Consider the following 18,186-nt stretch of genomic DNA (forward strand, 5'->3'; position numbering starts at 1 on the left):
CTTTTCGTTGGATGAGTGCACCTGCGCGAGCGCGGCAGGCGTGATGGGTCAGAACAGATAACCGGCCGACAGCCGCACTTGATCGCGCTTGCTGTACTCGCCAAAAGACCTGTCGGGTTTGCCGAAGAACACATCCACTTCCAGGCCGAGCTTGATGTAGTCCACCGGCTTGTAGGTGAAGATGCCTTGCAGCAATGCGTTGTCCTGAAACGGTGGTGAGGCAGCAGCGACCAGACGACTCTTGAGGCGGTCCTGCCAATGGGTGCCTTCGGCCGACAGGGTGAACAGCGGTTCGCGTTTGTCCTGCAACATGCCGTCCTGCCAGTCGAGCAACACCTGCTCCTGCCATTGCGCGGAGATCAGCCAGTCGCGCAACAGGTAGTCGACACCCAGCAGTGACTTGACCATAGGCGTGCTGTCCGCACCGTAGGCACGCGTCGGATTGGTCACTCGCCAGTTGTCGAAATACGCCACCTCGCTGCGCACCACGATGCTGTGCCCGGCGTCGATCGCCAGCCCGGCACCGCCCATGGTGTAACGGGGAAACTGCCGTTCCAGCCGCGTACGGCCGTCGTCGGCGAGGCCTTCGACCGCGTACACCGGGTCCTGCTGACGCGCGCTCAAGGCGACAAAACTGGTGTCCACCGCGCCGATCCGGCCGTTGGCGCTCAGGCCATAGGAATAGCCCTTGTCGCCGTCATAGCCGGGCTTGGAGTCGAGCAGGAAATACTGCGGGTCCGGCGTAGCAAACAGTGGCGCGGCAAATTCACTGCCCTCAACCGGCGCCTGGTTTTTCACGAAGTCAGTGATCCACAGCGCCTCCAGTTCCCACTCGCCCACCGGTTGCGCAAAACGCACCATGGGCACGGCGATGCGGCTGTCTTCGAGCAGCGGCGTCAGACCGTCGCGATAGTCCAGCGGGTTGATCTGATCGAGCACGCGCAATTCATCCGCGCGGCCCCAGACCACTTGCTGCCAGCCCACCGTCACTTCGCCGTCACCCAGCGAATGGCCGACGTAGAGGTGCCGCCAATCAGCGTCGAAACGGTACTTGTCCCGCGCCCGTTCGCTGTACGGATTGTTGCCGTCATAGCGCGCGTCGTAACGCACGCGCCCCTTGGCCTTGTAGTACCCACCCTCCCAGTTGTCTTCCAGGTTGGCTTTGAAATACACGGCTTTTTGCGTGACCTGATCGTCGCCGTGCAGACGCATGGCCGTGGCCACGCCGACTTCACCGTCGGCGTAATCGGGCTTCAGATCAGCGACGGTAAATTCGGCCATCGCGGCGGGCGCAGTCATGCACGCCCACACCGCACCCACGATGTGACTGTTGTGAAATCGAGGCATCGCTACATTCCCAACCCGACACCGCCATCGATCACCAGACTCTGGGCGGTGACCCCGCCAGCCTCGGGGCTGGCCAGGTAACGCACCATCGCCGCCACTTCTTCGCTCTGGATGAAACGGCGCATCGGCAGTTTCTTCTTCGCGTTGCGTACGATCTGTTCCTGGGTCAGCCCGGCAATCGCCGCTTGCGTCGCCAGTTCACCCTGCAACATCGGCGTGTCGATCCACGCTGGCAGAATCGCGTTGACGGTGATCTGCCGCGAAGCGAGATCCAGCGCCAGCGCCTTGGTCATGCCGACGATGCCGTGTTTGGACGCGCAGTACGCGGTGTTGCGCACCTTGCCGGCACGACCGAGGATCGACGACATGTTGATGATCCGCCCACGGTCGGGCATCAGCGCCAGACACAACGAAGTCACGTAGAACGTGCCGTTGAGGTTGACCGAAATCACCTTGTGCCAGTTGTGCAGATCTTCCGGTTCGTTCTCGTTGCAGATGCCGGCGCTGTTGACCAGCACATCGACGTATTCGACTTGCGAACCGAGGGTTTTAAAGAACGCTTGCATGGCCGGCAGGTCGGCAATGTTCGCCGCATGGGTTTCGACCCGCGCCTTGATCTGCTCCTGTCGCTCGTCGACCCAGCGTTGCAGTTCGGCCAGATCGAGATCCAGCAGGATCAGGCGATTGTCTGCGTCGGCGGCAAAGTTCTCGGCAACCGCGCGGCCGATGCCTTTGGCCGCACCGGTGATCAGAATGGTCCGGCTCATGGCATTTTCAACCCGCCGTTGACCGACAGGACCTCCCCGGTCAGATACAAACCGCGATCGGCGAGGTACAGCACCGCTTCGGCGATTTCTTCCGGTTCGGCGTAGCGTTTGATCAACAGACGCGACTGGATTTCTTCTTCCTGACTGCCGATCAGCGCCGTACTCATCTCGGTCTTGACGATGCCCGGGGCGACCGCGTTGACGCGAATGTTGCGCGGCGCCAGCTCCACCGCCAAGGCACGGGTCAAGGATTCGACCCCGCCCTTGGCGGCGGCATAGTTGCTTTGGCCTTTGCCGGGCTTCTGCGCCGCCACCGAACTGATGTTGACGATGCAACCGCTGCGCTGGCGCAACATGCCCGGCACCACCTGCTGACAGCAGAGCATCGTGCCAATCAGGTTGGTCTGGATCACCTCGACCAGGTCGCGCGCCGACATCGTCGCGAGCAAGCCGTCACGGGTGATGCCGGCGTTGTTGACCAGCAGATCGATACGCTGAAAATGCTGATCGACCCGTTCGAAAAACGCCTTGATGCTGTCGCCGCTGCTGACATCGCACTGCAATGCCAGACAATCGATGCCCAACGCCTGTACCTCATCGCGCAAGGCCATCGCCGCGACTTCATCGCGCACGTAACTGAACGCGATCTGATAACCCGCCCCGGCCAGGGTCTGGACAATCGCCCGACCGATGCCGCGACTGCCACCGGTCACCACTGCTACTTTATTCGGCATGACCGTTCCTTAAAGCGAGTTGTCGGTTTTGAACTGCGCGAGGCTGAAGCCATGAGTCGCCGCCAGTGCACGAATCTGCTGCACTTGCTCGCGGCTGATGTCGCCGTAGGAGTAGTGCTGTTTCATCCCGGACAGGCCCATCAGCACCGACTCGGCCATGCACGCGTACAACTGACCCTGTTTGAGATAGGCGCGAACGTTTTTCACCAGGCCATCGCCCAGCGGCGTCTGCACGATGCCGCCGTGCATGTAGAGCACGTCGGAGCGTTGGCTAGCGAGGTTCTGGTCAACGTTCAGCGGCACGGCGATGTCGCAGATCACGCTGTTTTCGGCGAAGTGTTCGGCAAAGAGAAACGGCTGCGGTGCGTTCGCTGCGCAGAGCACGATGCGTGCCTGTTTCAGCACATCAAGATCGTTGCTGACGGTGATGAAGGCGTTCGCGCCCAAGCGTTCTTCGACCAGTTTCGCTACGCGCAGCCCCAGATCGGCACTGCTGCCGTGGGCCTGCAACAGCGCATCGATTCCATCAATTTGCTGCAGGCGACGGGCGAGGCGATCGTGTTCGGCGACACCCTTGAGGATCGCGCGAGCGGCTTCGGCATAAATCTGTTGAGCGGTTTTTTCCAGACGACGCAGGGAACCGTCGCGGCCGCTGCCGATGAGGATCAGGTGCTCGACACTGGTCGATAACAACGAGGCATAGGTCGAGGCGATGTTGCCCGCCGCACCGACCACCGCAGCGGTCTGCTCGCCCAGCTCAAGGCCTTGCTGCTTGCAGCCCTGTTCGATGGCTTCAAGGCCCATGCCGATGGTCAGTGCATTGCCGGAAGTCAGCGCCATGTCAGGGATCTGCAGCGCTTGGCAGTTGTTGGTGACGATCGAGGTGTACATGCCCAGCCCGGCGACGGTGTAGCCATCGGCGCGGGCATCCTTGATGCGGTTGCCAACTTCTTCGCGGATGGTTTGCAGATCACCGCTAGCGATATACGCCGCCATGGCATCGGAATCCATGCACAGCGGATACAGGGTGAATTCCACGGCGGTGCCGAGTTTCGAGCGAATCTGTACCGGGCCGATTGGCGCGGCACGGCGCTCGGGGGCCATGCGTTTGATGAACTCGCGTTTCTGTTCAGCGCTCAGGGTCGACAGTGAAGGATCGACGTCGCTGAGCATGTCCGAATCAATCAAATGGTTGATGAACGCCACGCGGGCCACCACGCGCACGTTCTCATCAGACTTTGGGCGGGTTTCGGCCTCCTTGAAGCTGACCTCACGCGCCGGTACATCAGCGATGCTGTCGGCGCACACCCCGGCGGCCAGCGGGAAGGCATCGCGGCGGCGCAGCATGTCGCAGACTTTCTGCAAAGAACCGATCAAGCCGTCGATTTCTTCGAAGGTGATGCACACCGGCGGTTCCAGACGAATCACATTGGCGTTGCTGCCCGACGGCGCCACGCGCAGGGATTCGAATTGCAGCAGGTAACCGGCGATGATGTAGCCCAGCGCATCGTTGTACTGCGCCGAGGCCTGAACCAGTGAACTGGTGCCGGTCAGGTCGTGCAGTTCGAAGCCCAGCAGCAAGCCGCGCCCACGCACGTCGGCGATGACGTCCGGGTACGCTGCTTTGAGTTCCAGCAGCGAAGCCTTGAGGTACTCGCCCTTCTTGTTCACGTCCTTGAGCATCGCGCTGTCGTTCTCGAACAGACGGCGCAAGGCCGACAGGGCGATATGGCAGGACGCGTCATCTTCGGCAAAGGTCGAACTGTGGATGTAGCTGAAATCGTTTTCGTAGTGGCTGGCGCGAATCACCGTCGCGGCGATTTTCATCAGGCCACCGCCGAGCGCTTTCGACAGGCAGTAGTAATCACCCTGCAAGTTGAAATGGCTGGCGCCAAGCAAGGTGCCGGTGCGGCCGAAACCCGATTGCACTTCGTCGATGATCAGCGGGCATTGCTGCTCGTTGCACAGACGCCGCAGGCCCAGATAAAACTCATTGGCAAACTCGTTGATGCCGCCCTCGCCCTGAATCGGCTCAAGTAATACGGCGGTGATCGCACTGAACGCTTCACGGCGCACCTGCAGGGTTTCGCCGCTCCATTCCAGGCTCAGCCAATGACGGATATGACGGGCCGGCAGCTCTTGCAATTGCTGGGGTTGCTGCGGGTCGATGAACTCGACGTTGAGGCCGAAACGGGCGAACGGCTTGCGGTACTGCTTGCCATAGGTCAACTGAACGGTGTTCACCAGTTTGCCGTGGAAGCTGCCGCGCACAGCGAGGAACACCGGCTCGACATGCAACTGCGCCAGGTTGTGCTGACGCACAGCTTCGGCCACTTGGCGCACGGTGACGCAGGATAGATTCTGCGGCAGCAGGCCGGCGGGCAAATCGAGATCGTCGATGTCCAGTTCGACGTAAGCCTTGTCGCTGGCAACCAGATTGGCGAGGGCGAAATCACGCTCGTCGAATTGCTTCTGCAGGTTTTTCTGACGACGGTATTCGGCGTGCTTGACGGCGATCTCCACCGACTCGGCGCCACTGTTGGAGAAGGTCGAAATATAGCGTTCGCTGTTGTTCAGCTCACGGTTGAACGCTTCACTGAGCTCACGCCCCAATTGACCGGCCGCACCGCGCACCGACATCTGCGCATTGAACGGCACATCGGCACGCAGCAGGTCGACGAGCTGATCGACAAATTGCGGATCGTTGTGGCCATACAGCGCGGCGCCGTAACCGCCGAGGAAGTCGGTGACGGTCACTTCATCGCCCTGGCGGTCGCGGTAAAACAGTTTGCTGCCCAGCGCTCTGTGGAACTGGCATTCGAGGCCCAGAGCCTGCATCAATTCAACGAATTTCGGCCGTACGTAATCGCGGTAATCCATGACAGTTCTATCCCTTGAGTAAAAAATCAGCTGCGTTTCGTTGCGTGCCGACGGTCAGTCAGCCGCGTGAAATTCGAGTTGGTAACCGGCGCTAAAACCGTTGTCGTCGCGGTTGATGACCAGGCAATCGTGGAGCACGGCATCGCGCGGCCCGCCGATAACGAACGGCAGATGCGCATCCAGTGGTTGCTCCAGGCCACTGACCGGCGGGATGCTCTGCGCCTGCAAAGCCAGCCGGGCAAAGATCAGGTCAACCAGGCTCGGTGCACCACTGAGCATGCCGGTCAGCGGCGTGCTGCTGGTGATGTGCGCGGCGCCGGTTCGCGCCAGCGTGCGGGCCAGATCGGCATCCTTGTGCGGATCGCCAGTGGCGCTGCTGATCAGCAGATCCACCTGTTTGTCCGGCAAGCTCAGCGAGTCCAGACGCGGATGGGCGAACAGTGCTGTCAGGCAGGCTTGCGGCCCGGCCGGCAGATCATCGGCGCGGCGCAGTACCAGCGCCGCCGCACCTTCGCCGGCAATGCCGCCACGGCCCTGGCGATCAAAGGCACGCAGGCTTGGCGAACCGTCGGTGCTGATCACCCCCGCCTCGGCCAGTGCGGCGAGGGCCAGCGGATCCAGTTCACTACCCGCGCCCACCACAATGGCCGCATCGATCCGACCGCTCTGCAACGCCGCGCAGGCTTCGCGCAGCGCCGCCAGATTGCCGGCCACGCCTTGCATGTAGGCGTTGCATTCGCACTCAAGCTTCAAGGCCAGACTGACGACGCCGAGCAAACCGTTGCTCAGGCTCTTGAGCACCAGAAACGGATCGAGCGCGCGCTCCTGCAACACACGTTTGGCCAGACGCTGCATGTCGGCACCGCTCTCGGTCTGACATTCGTGCAGCAGTTCACCGTAAGACGCGAGCGAGGGATGGGTGTAACCGCCCTGGCAGCAATAGAGACCAAAACGCACGTTGTCGCGGCCCGGTTCAAGCTCGGCCTCGGCCAACGCCTGGCGCACCGCACTGACGCCCCAGATCACCGCCGGCGGGCAGTAACGCTGGAGGTTTTGCGCAACGTCCTGACGGCTACGTTGATGATCTCGATCAGCGATGTGCCCGAACGCAGTCACCCGCTCGCTGCGGAACAGCGACGAGTTCAGGGGCGAGATTGCGCTGCGCCCTTCGCGGGCCGCCGCCCAGAAACCCTCAACGCCCCAGCCGGTGGGCAATACACAACCGCTGCCGGCGATCGCGACACGTACAGTGGCGTCAGTCATTTTCCATGCTCCCGATATTTGCCAAGGGCCAGCGAGGTATTGAGGCCACCGAAACCAAAGGAATTGCTCAACGCGTAATCCACTCGGCGGCTGACGGCTTGCCCGGCGCAGTAATCCAGATCGCACTGTTCGTCAGCGTCATGCAGGTTCACCGTTGGCGTGACCAGATCGTTGAGGCAGGCCAACGCGGTGACGATGCATTCAGGGGCGCCAGCGGCCGCGATCAGGTGACCGAACTGTGATTTGTTGGCGCTGACGGCCAGGGTTCGATAATGCTTGTGCTCGGCGAACACGCTTTTGATCGCCAGGGTCTCGGCCACGTCATTGAGCGGTGTCGAAGTGCCGTGGGCGTTGATCAGATCAATCTGCTGCGCGCGCAAACCGGCGTCGTCCAGAGCGGCCTGCATAGCCAGTGCCGCGCCGCGTCCTTGCGGTTGCGGTGCGGTGACTTTGTAGGCATCCAGACTGCTGCCGAAACCCAATACCTCGGCATACGGCGTGGCGCCACGGGCCAAGGCATGTTCGAGGCTTTCCAGCACGACAAAACCACCGCCCTCGCCGGCAATCAGACCGCTGCGGTCACGATCGAACGGACGGCACAGATCCGCGCCCCAGCGCTGCTCGCCCGACGCGGCGCCGAGTAGATACAACGCGGCCATGGTGTCGAGGTTGAGCACCGAGTCGGCGCCACCCGCCAGCGCAACGCTGACTTCTCCGCGACGAATCATCTGGAAGGCATTGCCAATGGCTTGTGAAGCACCGGCACAGGCACTGCTGATATTGATCACCGGTCCTTCACAGCCCAGGTCGTCGGCGATTACCCGCGCCAGACGATCGTTGCTCTGGCGCAGTGAGCCATCGGCATTCACTTGCCCGGCCCGTGGCATCAGGTACGACCAGCTCGGGGTGCCACCATTCGGGGCTTCGGTCAGCAGCATGTCGGCGAGCATGTGCTGCGGTGCTCCCGAGGCACACAGCACCGCCGCGCCCCGCAACTGTTCGGGCTGCAAGCCGCTGTCACCGACTGCCTGCGTGGCAGCCACCCAGCCAAACCGACTGCGCTTTTCCAGCGGCATCGTCCAGGCCGGATGGCTTTGCAGTTTTTCCGGCAACAGGCGCATGTCGACAGGCGCTGCATAACGCACCGCGAACGACGCCTCTTGCAAGTCGTCCGGCTGCCATGCCCGCACGCAATGTTCGGCGCCGAGCATTTTTTCCCAGAGGGTCTGCCATTCGAAACCGAAACCGGTGACGGCACCCATGCCGGTGATCACAATCCGTGTCGCACTCATGCGTGCTTCTCCATGGTTTCACTGGCCAACAGCAATGCGCCCCAGTGACCGGCGCGAGTGTGGCTGACGAGCAGCGTGTAACCCGGTGCCGCCGCCGTATCACCGCTGAGATGCAAAGTCAGTGCGGCCTCTGTCAGCAAGCCGCTGGCGCCCAGTTCGCCGGTCATGGCGCGAGTGCTGCGAATCTCGCGCGGGAAAGCTTCGAGCAACTTCATCACTTGCCCGTCAGCGCAATTGCCGACGATATGCTCGACGTCGCCGACCCGCAGTTTTTCGACGCTCAGGACCTGATCGATGACGCGCCGACCCACCGCCACAGAGCGTTGCGGATCGTTGCTGTAACCGCGCGCAAATCCGGCAATGCGCACGGCGTGTGCCGCACCCGGCGGCGGTGTCGACGCCAGCAACAGCGCGGCGGCGCCCTCACCGAAAATCGCTTCGTTCGCCTGATCGGGCTCGCGCAGATACAGGGCTGGGGTCAGGTTCGGGCTGCTGCTGACCACCAACGCGGCGTCGGCATGTCGCTCGCCAATCTGCTGGCAAGCTTCGATCAGCGCATCCAGCCCGGCGTTGTCCTGAGAACAAAATCCACCCATTGGCCCATGGCAATTCAATGCTTCAGCCACATAGGCCATGACGCTGCTGTTGAGCAGGGTCAGCGCATGCAGGGGCGGTGTGTTGGCCAATAACTGCGCCAGGTGTTTTTGCGGCTGTTCGATGATCGCCTGCACCGCATCCCAGCAAGGACTCGGCGCGTCGACTTCAGGAATGGCCGCTGTCAGGGCAATGCGTGAAGCGGGCAATTGCAGCGCCGCCAGCGCTGGCGCCAGCCGTGCGGCGCAATGCAACAGCCGTAAGCCCTGCGGTTCGACGCTGCGCTGGATCTTGCGATCAAACAGATCACTGGCCAGTCGCGGCGTCGGCAAGGCAAACGCCTGACGCTGTGCGTCAAAGGCCAGCGGTTGCGCCGCGCAGGGTGTGCCGAGCAAGTCAGCACATTCACTGCCCGCCACATTCAGCACCGCAGCGGCATTCAGGTAGATGGCTCGGTTCATGTCATGCCCTCCCCAGAACCAGCGAGCTGTTGATGCCGCCAAAGCCGAACGAGTTAGACATCACCACGCTGATCGGCTGTCGCACCGGCTCGCTCAAGAACTTCAGCGAAGGATATTCGGCACGCTCGGGGTCGTAATTCAGGGTGGGCAACAGCACACCGTCACGCAGGCTCATCAGCGACAGCACCGCTTCGATCGCGCCACTGCCTGCCAGGGAATGCCCGATGGCGGACTTGTTGGCGGTGAAGGTCATGAAGTCCTGGCAGCCGCCGAACAGACGCTGCAACGCCAACGCTTCACAACTGTCATTGGCCTGCGTGGAGGTCCCGTGGGTGTTGACGTGTTGCACGGCGCTGCGCAGCAGCCCGGCATCTTCGATTGCTGCTTCCATGCATTCCTCGTATTTACTGCCATCGCGGCTGCTGGAGGTCATTTTCTGTGCCTCGCAGACATTTGCGTACCCCAACACCCGGCCCAGGGGCGCAGCCTTGCGCCGCTGTGCGTGTTCAGCAGATTCGAGAATGACCATCGCCGAGCCTTCGCTGAGGACAAAACCGCTACGGTCAGGCATAAACGGGCGGCTTTGTTCGCTCGCCGGCAAGTCGGCCTGACAGAGCGCGCCGAGGCTGTTGAACATGTAATAAGGCAGTTCGTTGGCCATCAGTTCGACGGCGCCGCAGATAGCCAGATCGATCTCTCCGCGCTCGATCGCCCGGTAAGCACTGCCGATGGCCATGGTGCCGGCGGCACAGGCATCGGAATGGGTCGAGATGTGATCGCGGATGCCGAGCCGATCGGCCAGGTGCTGCGTCTGTTGATCGACCCGCCGGGTGAAAGTCGCGCTGGACGCTGCCGGACTGTCCAGCAGACGGTCGAGGTCGACGCGTCCGGCCTCATCCATGCACCGGCTGAGCCGCTGCAGGTCGTGGCTGTCGGCACAGTACTTGTTGGCGCCCAGAAACAGACCGCTGCGACTGTGGGCAAAGTCTGCCGGTGTCAGACCGGCATGCTCCAGCGCCTGTCGGGCAACGTATTCGGCCAGCACACTTTGCCGTGGGTGCAGCGCCGCGTTGCCACCGAAACCGGCCCCGATGCGCTGCCACTGCGTATCGTCGATAAAACCGGCGGCGCTGTTGTTGAATCCCAGCGCCTTGAACCGAGGATGTTCGCGGACACAGGATTGCTTCCGGCAAATCCGCTCGAACAACGTGGCAGCGTCCAGCGCCATGGGCGCCACCAGACCGAACCCGCTCACATAGACTTCTCGTGCCCGCATGAGAACTCCTACACCGCTTCTTTGGTGTGAGTGGTGACAAACTGCTCAACCAATTGACGCGACACTTCATCGCCATCCGCCGGCACCAGACGTGCACTGCACGCGCCGCAGACCACTTGTTGGCGCTCGTTCAGAACCGCTTGGTGAGCGTTGCAATCCGGGCACGCTGCCGGCAGATAGTTGAAAAGATTGCGGCACTGGTTGGCCCAGTTACGCACGGTGGTCGCCGCGAAGACCTGAGCCGGTTGCATGCCTGCCTTCAGTTGATCCGGGGTGTAGGCGCTGAGGCTTTGCTCAAGCAGGTGCTTGCCACTTTCGGTAATGCGACCGTTGGCGAGAAACTCGCTGGCATCCCCGCAAACCGCCACCGCATGGTCAAGCACGCTGGTTTTCGGCAGTGTGCAGCCATATTGGCGGCCCAGCTGGAAGCTCAGGTCGACGATGTCCAGCGAGTCGGCACCGAGGTCTTCGACGATGCTGCTGTTTTCTTCGATGTCAATCGCATCCATCACCAACAGCTGTGCGAGGATTTCGCGAGTGCTGGCAACGACATGTTCCAAGTCCAATGGATTGTTCATTTCTATCTCCCTATATGTCGTGACTACTTCATGAATTCGACTTATGAAAAGTAACTTTTCCCACAGCAACTTCTCACGCGGCGGGAATCTAAACTCTGCCCTTAAGGGGAGAGTCAACGAACTATTCAAGGTTTTTTTACAACTCGAAAAAAGTCTGCAAACCCCCACTGAAACCGCACCTCCTTGTTGCGGTGAGCGACTTATTTACTTAACAAAGACGGGGTATGGTGGGGCGCCCGCGGTATCAGGCAGGTTGACTATCGAAAGCAACTAAGGACGCAACGGAACAGACGTACTAAAAGTAAAAACCAGACAAGTAAAATAGTTATAACTTCATAGCCTTTGTTTTAGATCAATACTGCCGTTAATTGATTTTGCTGGAAGGTTTACGTCTCCATTCGTAAAACCTGGCAGCGTTTCTGGATATCTGCATGTCGAGCACAGACATCTGGGCCAAGGCACGGCGCTATAGGGTGCAGCTTCCGTTTGATCGCCTTGTCTGGAGCCGACACATGACCGCCCCTATCACCGTTCTACGCGACACTCATCCGCTGCCGGTACTCGATGCCTGCAAATGGGAAAAACTCGAAGGCGACCCGCACACCGTCAACCTCAACGCCTACACCAGCGAAGACGGCAGCAAGATCATGGGCACATGGATCTGCACACCGGGCAAATGGCGCGTCGATTATGTGAAGTGGGAGTACTGCCATTTCCAGGAAGGCTACTGCGTGATTACTCCGGACGGCATGGCGCCGATTCATCTGCGCGCCGGCGATATTTTCGTGGTTGAGCCGGGGATGAAAGGCACGTGGGAAGTGGTCGAGACCGTGCGTAAATATTTCGTGTTCGCCTGATGCAAAAAAGCCGGGAGATCACCCGACGTGATTTCCCGGCAAACAATGTCTGATATACGCAAATCCCCTGTGGGAGCGAGCCTGCTCGCGAAAGCGGACCGTCAGTCACTTCCTTGTTGAAGCAACCGCCGTCATCGCGAGCAGGCTCGCTCCCACAGTTTGTTCAGCGCTGCCCTTCAATTGCAGGCTTGCGATAGCTGTTGATGATCGCCGAGAAGTCTTTCCCGCCGTCACCGCGCTGACTCATCGCCTGATACAACTGCTGCGCTACCGCGCCGAGCACCACCGGTTGGTGCGCCTGACGCGCCGCTTCGGTCGCCAGCCCCAGATCCTTGAGCATCAGTTCCGCACCGAACCCACCGGTATAACCACGCGAGGCCGGCGCCGTTTCGACGATGCCCGGCCACGGGTTGTACATCTCCGAACTCCAGCAACGCCCGGTCGAGCTGTTGATGATCCCGGCCAGCACCGAGGTGTCGATGCCCAACGCATCGCCCAGCGCCATCGCTTCGCTGACACCGACCATCGAGATCGCCAGTAGCAGGTTGTTGCAGATCTTGGCGATCTGCCCGGTGCCGACTTCGCCGCAATGCACAATGTTGCGGCCCATTTGCGCCAGCACCGGTTGCAGGGTGGCGAACAGTTGCGGGGTGGCGCCGACCATGAAGGTCAGCGTCCCCGCCGTCGCGCCACCGGTGCCACCGGACACCGGCGCATCGGCCATGGCCACGCCTTGTTTCGCGGCAGCGGCCGCTACATCGCGGGCAGTCTGCGGATCAATGGTGCTGCAATCCACCGCGGGCACACCTTGGCGGATGCCAGCCAGCACACCGTCCTCACCGAGCCAGACACTGCGCACATGCACCGCCGCCGGTAGCATGGTGATCACCAGTTCAGCATCCTCAGCGGCTTCGCGGGCCGAGGCACGAATGCTGCCGCCCAGTTGCTCCAGCTCAGCCAGCACGGTTTTGTTCAGATCGACCAGACTCAGCGAGTGGCCAGCCTTGATCAGATTGCGCGCCATCGGTGCGCCCATGTTGCCCAGACCGATAAATGCGATTTTCATGGTCGATTCCTCAGCGCAGGTTGATGGTGGTGTTCACGCCGTCGTTGACGCTGTCGTCATCGAACCAGCGCGCCGTGACCGTTTTGGTCTGCGTGTAGAACTGCACCACTTGTTTGCCGTACGGACCGAGGTCGCCGAGTTTCGAACCGCGCGAACCGGTGAAGCTGAAGAACGGTACCGGCACGGGGATAGGGATGTTGATGCCGACCTGGCCGACGTCGATTTCCGTCTGGAATTTACGCGCCGCCGCACCGCTCTGGGTGAACAGGCCAGTGCCATTGCCGAACGGGTTGGCGTTGACCAGCGCAATCGCCTGATCAAGGGTGTCGACTTCCAGCACCACCAGTACCGGGCCGAAGATTTCCTGGGTGTAGATCTGCATGTCGGTGGTCACGCCCGAGAACAGGGTCGGGCCAACAAAGTTGCCTTGCTCGTAGCCCGGCACCTTGATGTCGCGGCCGTCCAGTTCCAGCTTGGCGCCTTCCTTGATGCCGCTTTCGATCAGGTCGAGAATTCGCGCCTTGGCTTTCTTCGAGATCACCGGGCCGACGTCGGTGCCCGGCTCATTACCGGCGTTGACGGTGAGTTTCTGCGCCAGCACTTTCAAATCTGGCAGCCATTGTTTCGCCGCGCCGACCAGCACCACCACCGAGGTGGCCATGCAACGTTGCCCGGCGGCACCGAAACCGGCGCCGACCAGCGCATTCAGCGCCTGCTCGCGATTGGCATCGGCCAGCACCACGGCGTGGTTCTTCGCGCCCATCATCGATTGCACGCGTTTGCCGTGCTTGCCGGCCAAGTCGTAAACGTGAGTGCCGACAGCGGTCGAACCGACGAAGGACACCGCTTTGATGTCCTTGTGCGTGCACAGGCCATCGACCACATCTTTACCACCATGAACCACGTTCAACACGCCCGCCGGAACGCCGGCCTCAATGGCCAACTCCACCAGCAACATGGTCGACAGCGGATCCTGCTCCGAAGGCTTCAAAACGAAAGTGTTGCCGCAAGCGATGGCCATCGGGAACATCCACAGCGGAATCATTGCCGGGAAGTTGAACGGGGTGATGCCGGCACACACGCCGATTGGCTGACGCAGGGTGTAGGTATCGACGCCGCCGGCGACGTTTTCAGCGAACTCGCCCATTTGCAGGCTGCCGATAGAGCACGCGTGCTCGACCACTTCCAGACCACGGAAAATATCGCCCTCGGCGTCGGCAATGGTTTTGCCCTGCTCGGCACTCAGGACGACGGCAATACGTTTGGAGTGCTCGCGGATCAGCGCTTGCAGCTTGAGCATGATGCGCATGCGCGCGCCGATCGGAGTCAGTTTCCAGGTCTGGAAAGCACGCTGGGCGGCGCTGACGGCGGCATCGACTTCAGCGGCGGTGGCAAACGGCACTTTGGCCAGCACCTGTTGGGTGGCCGGGTTGACGATGTCGTGCCATTCGGTGGTCTGCGACTCGACCCACTCGCCGTCGATCAGCAGTTTGACCTTCTGCAGCGTGGTGTCGTTGGGCGTAAGCGATGCGTTCATGCTGGTCTCCGAAACTTGTTTTTATCGTAGGAGCCAAGGCGAAGGGTTCGCCTTGAGATGAGGCGTGTGTCACGAATTGGTTGTCGGACTGTTTTTGGAGTATAGATGTGCAAACTTCTAATAAGAACGCACATATAAGCCCGTCCATCATGCAAAAAAACATCACCTCCCTCGGTTCGCTGAACTGGGACGATCTCAAGTTTTTCCTCGAAGTCGCCCGCACCCGCAAGGCCAGCACTGCTGCCAAACGGCTGGCTGTCGACTACACCACGGTGTCGCGGCGGATCAGTTCGCTGGAAGCGGCACTCGGCACGCTGTTGTTTGAAAAGTCGCGGACCAGCGGCTTCGTCCTGACCAGCGAAGGCCAGCGCTTGCTCGGTTATGCCGAGTCGATTGAAAGCACATTGCACATGGCCTGCGAGCAGGTATCAGGTTCCGGGGTGGCGTTGTCCGGGCATGTGCGCATGGGCTGCACGGAGGGCTTCGGCAGCTTTTTCATCACGCCGCAGCTGAGCCATTTCGTCGACGCCTACCCGGCGATCTCGGTGGACATCCTGCCACTGCCGCACTTCATCAGCCTGTCCAAGCGCGAGGCCGATATCGTCATTGCTCTGGAACGCCCGGAGCATGGTCCCTACGTGTGCTGCAAACTCTGCGACTACCGTTTGCAGCTCTACGCGACTCAGGAATATCTCGACAAACATCCACCGATCCGCCGCCCGGCAGACTTGGGCAAGCATCAATTCATCAGTTATGTGGATGACCTGGCGTTCAGCTCGGAGCTGCTGTACCTGGCGAACGTGTTGCCGGGCGCCAGCGCGCATTTGCGCAGCACCAGCGTGATCGCGCAGTTCGTCGCGGCGCAGCAGGGGCGTTCTCTGGCGATTCTGCCGTGCTTCCTCGCCGCACAGGATCCGCGCCTGCTGCCGGTATTGCCGAAGGACATCGACATCACCCGGCAGTTCTGGATGTACTGCCGGGAGGATCTGCGCAAGTTGAAACGGATCACCCTGTTGTGGGATTACATCCGTGAGGTGACTGAGCGTAATCAGGGCCTGCTGATGGGGCAAACCCGCGACATGCAGTTCGCCGATTAGTCGGCGCTGACCACAATCGAGACCCGGCGGTTTTCCGTGCGACCCGCTGCCGTATCGTTGGACGCCACCGGCTCTTTGCTGCCCAGGCCCTGCAGCTGGATGTTATCGTCCTTCATGCCGACTGTGCGCAGGACGTTGGCGACACTTTTCGCACGGCGCAGGGACAGTTGCTGGTTGTAGGTTTCCTTGCCCGATGCATCGGTGTGACCATCGACGCGCACGCGCTCGATACCGACGCCCAGCAATGCCTTGCCGATGCGTTCAACGATCTCGGTGCTTTGCGTGTTCAGGCTTTCGACGTCGCTGCCAAACAGCACTTTGCCGGACAGGCCAAACTCCCAGCCCTCGTCAGTCAGTTCAAAGCCCTGTTGTTTGAGGACCGCAACTTGCGCCGGGGTCAGGCCTTTTTGCGGCGCTGTCTGGCAACCGGTCAGGGCCAGTACGGCCATCAACAGCACAGCGTAAAAAGATCGAATGGTCAGTGTGGACACGAGAGTCAGCTCCTGGTTTGCACGGAATCGACCGGGTGCTCCGCCCCGGCCGTGAATTGGGCGCCGCGCGACAGGCGCTTGGCTTGATACATCGCCGCATCGGCGGCATCGAGCAAGGCCCCCGGCGTGGCACCATGATCGGGAAAAACCGCAATGCCGATACTGAGCGAGGTCACCACACTGGTGTCGCCCGGCAACGCGATGGGCATGTCCATGCTGGCGAGGATCTTGTCGGCAATCCGCTCGGCATCTTCGACCTTGTGCAGCGGCGTGAGCAGAACCGCGAACTCGTCACCGCCCAGACGCGCCACCAGATCCTCTTCGCGCAATTGCGCACGGACGCGGTTGGCCACGGCCACCAACACCGCATCACCGGCGGCGTGGCCGAAGTTGTCGTTGATGCCTTTGAAACGGTCACTGTCGAGAAACAACACGGCCACGCGCTCATCGTGTTTGCCGGCATTGCGCAACGCGCGGATCAACCGCCCTTCGAAAAAGGCGCGGTTTGGCAAACCGGTCAGGCTGTCGTGACTGGCTTGGTGAGCGAGGGTTTCATTTTCGTTTTGCAGATGGGTTTGCCACGACTCCAGTTCGTCGAGCAAGGCGTTGAAGTCATTGCCGAGGTTGTCGAGTTCGGCGATCTGCGCCGGCGGCACGCGGCGGTCCAGCGCGCGTTCACTGCGTGCGGCGTGCGCCACGGCGGCCAGGCTGCGCAGGGGGCCGGTGATGCCGCGTAACTGGCGCCGCGCCAGGTAGAGCGCGACCCAGGCGCTGATCGCGGTACAGAGGATGATCCCCGCCAGACCACTGAGCAGAAAGCGCATCAGGCTACCGCCATGACCAGTGAGCAATACGCGACCAATTTCACGGTCCTGATGCTCGATCGGCAGGCTGATGGGTTTTTCCAGGACGGCGCGGGTGATCTGCATTTCCAGCTCGGAGAACAAGCCGTTTTCCGGTCGCTGCCAATGCGCGAGCAGTTGTCCCTGGCTGTCCAGCACCTGGGCATCAGCGACCTCTTCGGCGGAAGCAATCAGCGCCAGCGATTCGTTGGCGGCCGTCTTGTCGTTGAACACCACCGCAGCTTCCACGGTGTAGCTGATCGAACGGGCGATCAAGTGCAGGTTATGGTCGGCGTAAACCCGTAACGCCAATACACCGAGCAATGTCAGCGAAACACTGGCCATCGCCACGCCCACCAGCGCAACAATCAAATGCCCTCGGCCGATGACCGACCCCAACGTCGGGCGTTTTTCCGCTCGGAACAGTTTCATGGCGCCGCCGGTTTGCGACGCGACAATTGCAGCACGCTTGGATGAATACGCACGCCGCTGCGGGCAACAGAGTCGAGGTTGACCTCGAAAGACACCTGTTCATCGCCAACGCGTAGACAGAACAGACTGCCGACCGTGCACTGATCGCCGCCTTCGCTGATGCTCAGCACCGGATGACCGATCAGTGAAGCGAACAAGCGAGCGCGTTCATCCACCGTGAGTTTGCCGATGTACACCGCATCGCAGTCGCTGACGATGGCCGGGTTGTCGGCCAGCAGGCGACGTACGGTCACCGGCCGGCCGGTGGCTTGAGTGGTGCCTTTGACCAGATCATCGGTGTATTCGGTGGGGCCGACGATGCACAAGCGCAATTGCGCCGGTTCCACCGGCCAGCGCGCGTAGCTGAGAATGCCAAGAACAACCTGAGTGACAGATTTGGCCCGTTGTTCGGCCATGCCCGTCGGCGCTTGCGACTGTGCGACAGCCGCCCCCGTCAACAACCAGAGCAGACCGACAAGCAACGCGTGCTTGCAGACAACTACGCGCTCTGTCGCCCAGACAGACACCTTCATGCAGGGATTCTCTTGGATCGTAGCGAAATGATGCCGCAACGATAGCACAGCACTGGAACGCCAGCGAGACAGCGACCCCTGACCGGTCGGTCAGTAATCG

Annotated in this window: 16 protein-coding genes; 2 read left to right on the forward strand and 14 right to left on the reverse strand. The window is 61.2% G+C overall.

Going from position 1 to position 18,186, the window contains the following annotated elements:
* Positions 1 to 48 precede the first annotated feature (48 nt).
* Genes BMY54_RS29120 through BMY54_RS29160 form a run of 9 tightly spaced genes read right to left on the reverse strand, consistent with a single transcriptional unit; the run spans position 49 to position 11,192 of the window.
* Positions 49 to 1,347: a DUF1302 family protein gene (locus BMY54_RS29120; protein ID WP_093442337.1), complete on the reverse strand. Its 1,299-nt coding sequence runs from the start codon at positions 1,345 to 1,347 to the stop codon at positions 49 to 51.
* A gap of 2 nt (positions 1,348 to 1,349) precedes the next feature.
* Positions 1,350 to 2,114, reverse strand: a complete 765-nt coding sequence (locus BMY54_RS29125; protein WP_077570926.1) for an SDR family NAD(P)-dependent oxidoreductase — start codon at positions 2,112 to 2,114, stop codon at positions 1,350 to 1,352.
* A complete protein-coding gene (locus tag BMY54_RS29130) occupies positions 2,111 to 2,848 on the reverse strand; it encodes a 3-oxoacyl-ACP reductase family protein (protein WP_093442345.1) in 738 nt (245 codons plus the stop codon). The genes BMY54_RS29125 and BMY54_RS29130 overlap by 4 nt, the downstream gene beginning before the upstream one ends.
* A gap of 9 nt (positions 2,849 to 2,857) precedes the next feature.
* Positions 2,858 to 5,728, reverse strand: coding sequence for an aminotransferase class III-fold pyridoxal phosphate-dependent enzyme (locus BMY54_RS29135; protein WP_093442350.1), 2,871 nt, complete (start codon positions 5,726 to 5,728; stop codon positions 2,858 to 2,860).
* A gap of 54 nt (positions 5,729 to 5,782) precedes the next feature.
* Entirely contained in the window at positions 5,783 to 6,991 is a 1,209-nt protein-coding gene (locus tag BMY54_RS29140) for a beta-ketoacyl synthase N-terminal-like domain-containing protein (protein WP_093442353.1), read from the reverse strand.
* Positions 6,988 to 8,283: a beta-ketoacyl-[acyl-carrier-protein] synthase family protein gene (locus BMY54_RS29145; RefSeq protein ID WP_093442356.1), complete on the reverse strand. Its 1,296-nt coding sequence runs from the start codon at positions 8,281 to 8,283 to the stop codon at positions 6,988 to 6,990. The genes BMY54_RS29140 and BMY54_RS29145 overlap by 4 nt, the downstream gene beginning before the upstream one ends.
* Complete coding sequence (locus tag BMY54_RS29150) at positions 8,280 to 9,338, reverse strand: beta-ketoacyl-[acyl-carrier-protein] synthase family protein (protein WP_093442360.1); 1,059 nt, start codon at positions 9,336 to 9,338, stop codon at positions 8,280 to 8,282. Before BMY54_RS29150 ends, BMY54_RS29145 begins: the two co-directional genes overlap by 4 nt.
* A gap of 1 nt (position 9,339) precedes the next feature.
* Positions 9,340 to 10,614, reverse strand: a complete 1,275-nt coding sequence (locus BMY54_RS29155; protein WP_093442363.1) for a beta-ketoacyl-[acyl-carrier-protein] synthase family protein — start codon at positions 10,612 to 10,614, stop codon at positions 9,340 to 9,342.
* Between the two features lie 8 nt (positions 10,615 to 10,622).
* Positions 10,623 to 11,192: an acyl carrier protein gene (locus BMY54_RS29160; protein ID WP_093442366.1), complete on the reverse strand. Its 570-nt coding sequence runs from the start codon at positions 11,190 to 11,192 to the stop codon at positions 10,623 to 10,625.
* A 512-nt stretch (positions 11,193 to 11,704) separates the two neighbouring features.
* On the opposite strand from BMY54_RS29160, the gene BMY54_RS29165 reads away from it, so the two are divergent.
* On the forward strand, positions 11,705 to 12,049 hold the full coding sequence (locus BMY54_RS29165; protein ID WP_003177747.1) for a cupin domain-containing protein: 345 nt from the start codon (positions 11,705 to 11,707) through the stop codon (positions 12,047 to 12,049).
* A 163-nt stretch (positions 12,050 to 12,212) separates the two neighbouring features.
* On the opposite strand, the gene mmsB is transcribed toward BMY54_RS29165, so the two are convergent.
* Both mmsB and BMY54_RS29175 read right to left on the reverse strand, forming a co-directional pair.
* Positions 12,213 to 13,115 (reverse strand): 3-hydroxyisobutyrate dehydrogenase, encoded by a 903-nt coding sequence (gene mmsB, locus BMY54_RS29170; protein WP_093442369.1) that lies wholly within the window; start codon positions 13,113 to 13,115, stop codon positions 12,213 to 12,215.
* 10 nt (positions 13,116 to 13,125) lie between these two features.
* Complete coding sequence (locus BMY54_RS29175; RefSeq protein ID WP_093442372.1) at positions 13,126 to 14,652, reverse strand: CoA-acylating methylmalonate-semialdehyde dehydrogenase; 1,527 nt, start codon at positions 14,650 to 14,652, stop codon at positions 13,126 to 13,128.
* A gap of 149 nt (positions 14,653 to 14,801) precedes the next feature.
* Between BMY54_RS29175 and BMY54_RS29180 the strand changes: the two genes are divergently transcribed.
* Complete coding sequence (locus tag BMY54_RS29180; protein ID WP_093442376.1) at positions 14,802 to 15,749, forward strand: LysR family transcriptional regulator; 948 nt, start codon at positions 14,802 to 14,804, stop codon at positions 15,747 to 15,749.
* Here the strand turns inward: BMY54_RS29180 and BMY54_RS29185 are convergent.
* Genes BMY54_RS29185 through BMY54_RS29195 form a run of 3 tightly spaced genes read right to left on the reverse strand, consistent with a single transcriptional unit; the run spans position 15,746 to position 18,086 of the window.
* Positions 15,746 to 16,198, reverse strand: a complete 453-nt coding sequence (locus BMY54_RS29185) for an outer membrane lipoprotein YfiB (protein WP_093442412.1) — start codon at positions 16,196 to 16,198, stop codon at positions 15,746 to 15,748. The two genes, BMY54_RS29180 and BMY54_RS29185, sit on opposite strands and share 4 nt — an antisense overlap.
* A gap of 47 nt (positions 16,199 to 16,245) precedes the next feature.
* Complete coding sequence (locus tag BMY54_RS29190; RefSeq protein WP_093442383.1) at positions 16,246 to 17,514, reverse strand: diguanylate cyclase DgcN/YfiN; 1,269 nt, start codon at positions 17,512 to 17,514, stop codon at positions 16,246 to 16,248.
* Positions 17,511 to 18,086: a regulatory sequestration protein YfiR gene (locus BMY54_RS29195; RefSeq protein ID WP_093442386.1), complete on the reverse strand. Its 576-nt coding sequence runs from the start codon at positions 18,084 to 18,086 to the stop codon at positions 17,511 to 17,513. Before BMY54_RS29195 ends, BMY54_RS29190 begins: the two co-directional genes overlap by 4 nt.
* Between the last annotated feature and the right edge of the window lie 100 nt (positions 18,087 to 18,186).

This window comes from Pseudomonas sp. ok266 (genome assembly GCF_900110195.1).
Taxonomy (GTDB): Bacteria; Pseudomonadota; Gammaproteobacteria; order Pseudomonadales; family Pseudomonadaceae; genus Aquipseudomonas; species Aquipseudomonas neuropathica.